This window comes from Halorubrum sp. SD612 (genome assembly GCF_002135005.1).
Genome location: NZ_NEWI01000127.1, coordinates 1 through 7,489, shown reverse-complemented (window position 1 = coordinate 7,489; position 7,489 = coordinate 1). Strand labels below are relative to the sequence as shown.

9 protein-coding genes and 1 pseudogene are annotated in these 7,489 nt (G+C 71.1%); 4 read left to right on the top strand and 6 right to left on the bottom strand.

What is annotated here, in order from left to right; all coding sequences use genetic code 11:
* Nucleotides 1-2 precede the first annotated feature (2 nt).
* On the bottom strand, nt 3-1,154 hold the full coding sequence (locus B9G38_RS12900; RefSeq protein ID WP_086220620.1) for a BMP family protein: 1,152 nt from the start codon (nt 1,152-1,154) through the stop codon (nt 3-5).
* A gap of 159 nt (nt 1,155-1,313) precedes the next feature.
* Between B9G38_RS12900 and B9G38_RS12895 the strand changes: the two genes are divergently transcribed.
* A complete protein-coding gene (locus B9G38_RS12895; protein WP_086220619.1) occupies nt 1,314-1,541 on the top strand; it encodes a hypothetical protein in 228 nt (75 codons plus the stop codon).
* Nucleotides 1,542-1,612: 71 nt separating this feature from the next.
* Nucleotides 1,613-1,789 (top strand): hypothetical protein, encoded by a 177-nt coding sequence (locus tag B9G38_RS18300; RefSeq protein ID WP_198945692.1) that lies wholly within the window; start codon nt 1,613-1,615, stop codon nt 1,787-1,789.
* Between the two features lie 33 nt (nt 1,790-1,822).
* Here B9G38_RS18300 and B9G38_RS12890 read toward each other — a convergent pair whose 3' ends face one another.
* The 4 genes from B9G38_RS12890 to B9G38_RS12875 form a co-directional block, all read right to left on the bottom strand.
* Nucleotides 1,823-2,617: an ABC transporter ATP-binding protein gene (locus B9G38_RS12890; RefSeq protein ID WP_086220618.1), complete on the bottom strand. Its 795-nt coding sequence runs from the start codon at nt 2,615-2,617 to the stop codon at nt 1,823-1,825.
* Nucleotides 2,605-3,408 (bottom strand): ABC transporter permease, encoded by an 804-nt coding sequence (locus B9G38_RS12885; protein WP_086220617.1) that lies wholly within the window; start codon nt 3,406-3,408, stop codon nt 2,605-2,607. Before B9G38_RS12885 ends, B9G38_RS12890 begins: the two co-directional genes overlap by 13 nt.
* Nucleotides 3,408-4,433, bottom strand: coding sequence for an ABC transporter substrate-binding protein (locus B9G38_RS12880; protein ID WP_086220616.1), 1,026 nt, complete (start codon nt 4,431-4,433; stop codon nt 3,408-3,410). Before B9G38_RS12880 ends, B9G38_RS12885 begins: the two co-directional genes overlap by 1 nt.
* A 212-nt stretch (nt 4,434-4,645) precedes the next feature.
* Entirely contained in the window at nt 4,646-4,867 is a 222-nt protein-coding gene (locus tag B9G38_RS12875) for a hypothetical protein (RefSeq protein WP_049930479.1), read from the bottom strand.
* A gap of 116 nt (nt 4,868-4,983) precedes the next feature.
* On the opposite strand from B9G38_RS12875, the gene B9G38_RS12870 reads away from it, so the two are divergent.
* A complete protein-coding gene (locus B9G38_RS12870) occupies nt 4,984-5,787 on the top strand; it encodes an SDR family oxidoreductase (protein ID WP_198945691.1) in 804 nt (267 codons plus the stop codon).
* A 36-nt stretch (nt 5,788-5,823) separates the two neighbouring features.
* Here the strand turns inward: B9G38_RS12870 and B9G38_RS12865 are convergent.
* Nucleotides 5,824-6,429: pseudogene (locus B9G38_RS12865) on the bottom strand (PadR family transcriptional regulator).
* A gap of 564 nt (nt 6,430-6,993) precedes the next feature.
* Here B9G38_RS12865 and B9G38_RS12860 point away from each other — a divergent pair.
* On the top strand, nt 6,994-7,489 hold a 496-nt coding region (locus B9G38_RS12860; protein WP_198945690.1), incomplete at its 3' end, for a chlorite dismutase family protein.

Genomic DNA, 7,489 nt, shown 5'->3' with positions numbered 1-7,489 from the left:
CATCAGTTCACCGCCTCCGGGTCGGTGGGCACCGACAGGTCGCCGGCGACGATCCGCTCGCCCGACTCGGCGATCGCGTCGCGCACGTCGTCGGGGATCACGGGACCGAGCGACGTGCCGTACACGAGGGCGACGCCGTCCTCGGCGAGTCCGAGGGCGGTCGTCGACCCCGTGTCGAGGTCGCCCTCGATCGTCCGCTCGACCGCGTCGTACACCGCCGTGCCGACCCGCTTCACCATCGATCCCAAGATCACGTCCGCGTACCGCGGGTTGCTCCGCGACTGATCCGAGTCGACGCCGATCGCGTACCGGCCGTACTCCTGTGCGGCCTGGAACACGCCGAGGCCGCTGCCGCCGGCAGCGTGGTACACGACGTCGGCGCCCTGCTCGTACATCTCCGCGGCGGCGTCGTAGCCGGCCTCCGGGTCGTCGAAGGCGCCCACGTAGGTCCGCAGCACGGAGGCGTCGGCGCCGGCGTGAGCCACGCCGGCGAGATACCCGGCCTCGAACTTCGCGATCAGCGGCGACTCGACGCCGCCGACGAAGCCGACGGTCCGCTCGTCGGCGACGGTGTCGCCGCCCCCGACGGCGATGTCGCGGTCGGTCACCAGCCCGGCGAGGTGGCCCGCCTGGAACGAGCCCTCGTGCTCACGGAACACGTAGCTCGCGACGTTGTCGGCGTCGACCACCGAATCGACGATGGCGAACCGCTGGTCCGGGTGTTCCGGCGCGACCGACGAGAGGGCGTCGCCCTGAAGGAAGCCGATACAACAGAGGAGGTCGTAGGCGGGCTCCGTCGACGCCGCCAGCTCCGCCTGCGCCGTCTCGAAGCCCGGCACCGAGGACGGCTCGCGGTTCGTGAACGCCACGTCGCGGTCGAGCCGCGCCCGCTGGATCCCCCTGTTCGCCGCGTCGTTGAACGACCGGTCGTCGAGGCCGCCGAGCGCGTAGATCATCCCGACCGTCGCGGCGGCGTCGGTCACGCTTTGGCCCGCGTCGGCTCCGTCCGTGGCCGGGCCGTCGCCACCGGAGTCGATCGATGCCGTGCCGGTAGTCCCGTCACCGAGGCAGCCGGCCAGTGCGCCCGCGACGGCGCCGCCGAGACCGAGAGCGGCCCGCCGTCGGGAGAGCGTCGTCGTTCGCGCGTCGGTCATCGTCCGCGGATCGCCAACTGACGTGTAAAACGCCTCCGAGCAAATTATCAACACTAATAGTAAATTTGCGGCAGACGTTCGCACACCCCGCGTCGTCGCCGTTCTCTCGGCGTGAAAATCCAGTGTGCGGATTTAAGACTGGAACGCGTACGATAGGGTATGAGCCATCAACAGGGATCGCGTGGATTCGACCTCGACGCGGCGTTCAAGGCGTTCGGCGCGGTCGGCATCGGCATCTCGCTCGCGCTCGTCGTGGGCGTGCTCGCGCTGACCGACCCGTTCGGCGACTACGTCACCGCGTCGCCCGCCGTCTTCGGCACCCTCCTCTCCGCCGCGCTCGTCGTCGCGGTCGGCTACACGACGTACGCGCTCCGCCGGCGGCAGTAGCCGGGCACGCGCCGCCGGCGTTCGACCGCGCCGCCGGGAGACATAAACCGCTCGCGGGCGGACCGTCGGGCATGACCGACGGTTCGACCGACGAGGCGGTGGAGCGCTTTCTCGACAGGGCCGCGGCCGCGCTCGACGACTACGACGAGGGGTACGCCGACGCGGACGCGACGCTGGCGACGCTGCGAACTCACGTCGACGAGCTGGCCGTGCGCGTCGAGGAGGGCGAGGACGGCGGGGAGTCGTAGCCGCTTCGGCGACGAGGGCGCGCCCCCGGACGGCTAGGGACCGGCCCCGATCAGCTCTCGCACGCGACCGACGTGCTCCGCGAACGCCGCGTCGCCGCGCTCGCGCGGACGCTCGACGTCGACGTCGACGACCTCGCGGACGCGCCCGGGCTCCGCGGCCATCACGACGATCCGGTCCGCGAGCGCCACCGCCTCCGCCACGTCGTGCGTGACGAACAGGACCGTCTTGCCGGTCGAGTCCCACACGTCGAGCAGCTCCCGCTGGAGCATCTCGCGGGTCTGGGCGTCGACCGCGCCGAACGGCTCGTCCATCAGCAGGAGGTCCGGGTCGACCGCGAGCGCCCGGGCGATGGCGACGCGCTGTTTCATGCCGCCGGACAGCGACTTGGGGTACGCGTCGCGGAACTCCGTCAGCCCGACGAGGTCGAGCATCTCCTCGACGCGCGCCTCGCGCTCGGCGGGCGAACGGTCGCTCCGTTCGAGGCCGAACCCGACGTTCGCCTCGACCGTGAGCCACGGGAACAGGTGGTACTCCTGGAAGACGACGCCCATGTCCGTCGTCGGCCCCGTGACCTCGGTGCCGTCGAGGAGGACGCGACCGTCGGTCGCCTCGGTCAGCCCGGCCACGACCCGGAACAGCGTCGTCTTCCCGCAGCCGGACGGGCCGACGAGACAGACGAACTCCCCGTCGGCGACCGAGAAGGACACGTCGTCGAGCGCGCGCACCGAGCCGCCCTCGCCGTCGCCGGGGTACGTCTTCCCGACCCCGTCGAGCGCGACGCTGGCCGCCGCGGCGGCGGGGGAGGCGTCCCCGTTCACGCCCGCCACGCTAACGCCCTCCGTTCGACCGCGCGGAACGCCACGTCGACGAGCAGGTACAGCAGGCTCAACACGAGGATGTACGCGATCGCTCGGTCGACGCGGAGGTTGTTGCTGGCGCGGATGATCTCGCGGCCGACCCCGGGGACGCCGAATATCTCCGAGGCGACGACGAGCATCCAGCACCGACCCAGTCCGGTCCGGATCCCGGTCATGATCCCCGGCAGCGACGCCGGCAGGACGATCGACCGGACCGCGTCGAGGTCGCCGCGGACGCCGAGCGTCCGCCCCACGTCGAGGAGGTCCTCGCTCACGCCCTCCACGGCCCCGTACGCCGCGTAGAAATTGATCCAGAACGCGCCGACCGCGATGATGAAGGCGGCGCCCCAGTCGTTGATCCCGAACCAGGCGATCGCGAAGCCGATCAGCGCGAGCGGCGGGACGGGGCGCAGGGTGCGGACGAGCGGCGCCGTCAGGTCGTCCAGCAGGCCGCTCCAAGCGAACGCGACGCCGGCGGCCACGCCGAGACCCGTTCCGGCGACGGTGCCGGGGATCCAGTGGCGGACGCTCTGATACAGCGCCGTCGTCATGTCTCCCGACGCGAGCTCGCCGGCGAACGCCCCGGCGACCGCGACCGGCGAGGGGAGCACGAACGGATCCTGGGTGAGCGAGACGGCGTGCCAGACGAGGAGGAACCCGACGACCCCCGCGGCGCCCCGGAGGAGCCGCCGCCCGTCTCCGAGCCCGACGCCGGCGAACGCGCCGTCCTCGTCGACGCGCGATGCGGTTTCGGTCGCCATCAGAGCGAGTCGTACACCCCGAGGTCGAATATCTGGTCGTTCGACAGCTGTTCGTCGGTCTGGCCGTTATCGGCCGCGAACTCGGCGAACACCTGCGTCGCGTCCGTGATCTCGGCGGGGTCGGTGATGAAGTTCGACAGCGGCGAGTCGAGCGCCTTCCGCGCGCGGTCGACTGGCATCCCGATTCCCTCCTCGACGTGGCCCGCGGTCGCGTCGGGGTTCTCCTCGATGAAGTCGGTCGCGCGGACGTGCTGTTCGAGGAACTGCGCCGCGATCGGGGAGTCCCGGACCTCGTCGCTCATCAGGGTGACCGCGGCGGGCTGGCCGGGGAGGACCTCGGCGGCGGTCCGCAGCATCTCCACCGACGACCCCTCCGCCTGCGCGATGGTCAGCACCGGCTCCATGATCGAGGTGCCGTCGATCTCGTCGTTGGCAATCGCCTGCCAGACGGAGCTCGCCCCGCTGATCTCGATGATCTCCACGCTGTCGTTCGCTGCGAGGTCGACGCCGACATCGCGGAGCCAGAAGCGCAACAGCACGTCGGGGACGCTCCCCTGCGGGAACGTGCCGAAGGTGAACGGTTCGCCCTGCTCCTCCTCCCACGCCGCGAACGCGTCGGCGCCCTGCTGTTCGAACGTCTCGTGGAACGAGGACTCGGCCATGATCCCCATCGGCTCCCGGATGTTCGCGGCGGTCACCCGCGCGGCGATACCGCGGTCGATCGCGATCATCGCGGGCACGATTCCGAACATCGCGATGTCGATGTCGCTGCCGCCGAGCGCCTGAACGATGTCGGGGCCGTTGCCGAACTCCTGGCCGGTGACCTCGGCGTCGACCTCGGAGAAGTATCCCTCGCCCTCCATCACGTACCACTGGAGGTCGGGGTAGATCGGCATGTGCGCGACCGTGATCTCGTCGAGCCCGCCGCTCCCGCCGCCGAGGCAGCCGGCGAGGCCGACCGTCGCAGTTCCGCCCGCGGCCGCGAGGAACGACCGCCGCGACGCTGTCCGGGTTGAGTCGTACATACCTACGGAAGCGGCCCCGCGGGCAACACTCTCGCGTCACCAGCAACGGAAGCGCGTTCCGGTGACGGCGGAAGACGACGGAAGTGGCGTTTCGAGGGTTCAAAGCCCCGTATACCAGAGATACGCCGAAAACACTCGTCACCGAACGACGCAAATATTGCTGGCGCGTGCCGCCGAGCGCTCCGGTTCCCGGTGGTCGCTCGCGGCGGCGCTCACGCCCCCTCAGCCGGCTCCTCGTCGAACAGCCCCAAGTCCTCGGCGACGAGGTCGGCGAGCCGGTCTTTGATCGCCGGATCGACCTCCGCGACGGCCTCGCCGCCGTGTTTCTGGTCGTTGTGTTTATCGAGCGCGTCCGCGAGGTCGTCGAGGGGCACGCGGGTCTCCGTCTCGCACTCGTCGCACACGATCGGGACGGACGGCTCGTCGGTGGACATTACGCCGACGATCGCCCGTGGCGGATATATGCCTTCGGGCGGCGGGTCGAGACGGGCGCCCGGAGCCGGCGCCGCGAACCGCCACCGTCTACTGGGGGCGCCGCGCACTGCCCGTCATGGACGTTCTCGTGACGGGGGCCGCGGGCGGGATCGGCGGCGGGGTCGCGCGCTCGCTCGCCGCCGCCGGCCACGACGTGCTCGGCGTCGACCGCGACGCGGACGGGCTCGCCGACCTGCCCGAGGCGGTCGAGACCGCCGTCGTCGACCTCCGCGACGAGGCCGCCGTCCGCGACCTGCTGGCCGACCGTCCCCTGGACACCGCCGTCTCCTGCGTCGGCGGCTACGAGATCGCGGCAGTCGAGGACGCCTCGGCCGAGGCGTTCCGGCGACAGCTAGAGACGAACCTGACCGCGGTCCACGTGACCGTCTCCGCGGCGCTCCCGACGCTCCGCGAGCGCGGCGGACGGGTCGTGGTCGTCGGGTCGATGGTCGGGTCGGTCGCGCTACCGTACCACGGCGCGTACAGCGCCGCGAAGGCGGGGCTCGACGGCTACGTCGACGCGCTCCGCCGGGAGGTCGCGCCCCGCGGGGTCGACGTGGCGCTCGTCGAGCCCGGTCCCGTCCGGACCGGCTTCAACGAGCGGGCGGCCGCCGCGGTCGAGGCCGCCGACGGCGACGGGCCGTACGCCGCCGCCTACCGCGCGTTCGAGGGGTACTCCCCGGCGGCCACGGACGTCGAGACCGTCGTCGAGCGCGTGGTGACGGCGACGACCGCCGACCGACCGCGAACGCGGTATCGGGTGAGCCGCCGAGCGCGGTGGCTACCGCGGCTCGGTCGCGTCCTCCCCGACCGGCTGTACGACCGGCTCGTCCGCGCCGGGCTCCCCGGCGGACTCCTGTGGCGGCTGCTTCACCGGTGAGTCGCGGGGCGTCGCCGCTCACCGCCGACCAGGGAATCAGTCGTCGGCCGCGCCGGACGCCCCCTCCGACTCCTCCGCGTCGTCCGCGGTCTCGGCCTCGCCGGGGGCACCCCCGGACTCCGACGGCGCGTCCGCATCGTCCGCCCGCGCGTAGAACTCGTCTGGGGAGGCGTCGATCCGCTCGAACTCGCCGAAGTCGCGCTCGTGGTGGCGGATCATCTGTTCGACGATCCACGCGCTGTACCGCTCCGAGAACGCCCAGTCGGCGTCCGCGTCGTCGACCTCGAACCGGCCGTCTGTGGCGAGCGCGGCGTACAGGTGGTAGAATCCGAGGACCACGTCGCCGAAGTCCCGCGCCTCGCCGCCGATCTCGCGGCGCTTCTCGGCGAGTTCCTCGCGGCCCGCGTCGGTGAGCGCGAAGTACTTGCGGTCGGGCTCGTCCGCGCGCTCGACGCGCTCGGCGACGCCCTCCTCCTCGAACTTGTAGAGGATCGGGTAGACGGAGCCGTAGGAGGGCTCTCAGTGGCCGCCGCTGATCTCGGTTATCTCGCCGAGCAGCTCGTACCCGTATCGCGGGCGTTCGTCGAGCAGCTCCAAGACGAGGTACGAGATCAGTCCTTTCGGCGGGCCGCTTTTCCGCATCGTCCCGACTTTTCGGGGTCGCGTCGAAAGGGTTTCGGTCACGGCGACGGCGAGCGGCGCGAGTCGCGACGACCGGAGCGGTTCGCGGGCGTCGGTGACCCGAGCGGACGGGGGCGGGTGTGATGCGCTAATAATATGAATCGCGGTGGCGCGTGCCTGCGAGCGGCCCTTGGCCGCGAGGAGCACGCGCGAGGGAGTCGGGCGCGACGAGGGCGACCAACGGGAGCCCGAAGACGCGCCCGACGAGGCTGGGGAGGTGTGAGGTGCGGTCGCGGGCGGGACTCGAAGGGGCAGTCGGGAGGCGGCCGCAGGCGACGCGAGCACCGCAGGAACGAACGGAGTGAGTGACGAGGAGCGCGGCGAGCGTGCGACCGCCTCCCGACTGGGGCTTCGGGATGTTCGTGCCGATCGACCGGTTATAAGAACTCACGTACTGCCGAGCGGCTGGGGCTTCGAAACCACTGGTGCCGGCTTCGACTCGGGCACGACCGGGGACGAGCCGACGGATTACAGCGCGTCGGGACGACCCGCAAACCCCTAAGTCGCGCGGCCCGAACCCGACGTATGGTCGAGGCTCCACAGACCGCCGAAGGGTGGTTCTCGCTGCACGACTTCCGATCGATCGACTGGGACGCCTGGCGCGAGGCGCCCGAGTCTGAGCGGCAGCGAGCGATCGAGGAGGGCGAGGCCTTCCTGAAACACCGCGAGCTGGTCGCCGACGCCGAGGACGGCGAGTCGGCGCTGTTCTCGGTGCTGGGACACAAGGCGGACCTCCTCTTCCTCCACTTCCGGCCGTCGCTCGACGACCTCTCCGCGATCGAGCGCCGCTTCGAGGACACCGCGCTCGCGAAGTTCACCGAGCGCGAGACCTCCTACGTCTCCGTCACAGAGGTGTCTGGCTACGTCTCGGACGACTACTTCGAGGAGGGCGCCGACGCCGTCGACGAGGGGCTCAAGCGGTACATCGAGGGGAAGCTGAAGCCCGACATCCCCGACGAGGAGTACGTCAGCTTCTATCCGATGAGCAAGCTCCGCGGCGAGGAACACAACTGGTACGACC